The organism is Streptomyces sp. SID3343, from assembly GCF_009865215.1.
GTDB lineage: Bacteria > Actinomycetota > Actinomycetes > Streptomycetales > Streptomycetaceae > Embleya.
On sequence record NZ_WWJX01001195.1, the window covers coordinates 1 to 290 of the forward strand.

1 protein-coding gene is annotated in these 290 nt (G+C 67.2%); it reads right to left on the reverse strand.

The genetic code is table 11. The features are described from left to right. Positions 1-276 (reverse strand): condensation domain-containing protein (locus tag GT354_RS37485; RefSeq protein WP_272923962.1); only part of this gene is annotated, 276 nt, incomplete at its 3' end. Positions 277-290: the final 14 nt, after the last annotated feature.

A 290-nucleotide genomic window follows, 5' to 3' on the forward strand; every position in this document is an offset into this window, starting at 1 on the left:
CGTCAGATCCGACGCCAACGGACCCAACGACCAACCGTCACCCGCGATGTGATGCACGACCAACATCAGCACGTACTCTTGCGCCGACAACTCGAACAGGTGGGTGCGCAGCGGCGGTTCGACGGACAGGTCGAAGGGGTGGCGGGCCGCCGAGGTCAGTGCGTCCGGTAGTTCGGTGTCGGTCGTCGGAGTCACCGTCAACCGGGGCGCGGCCGCCTCGGGGGTCAACACCTGCTGGCACGGGACACCCTCGACCTCCGGAAACACCGTACGCAGACTCTCGTGCCGCG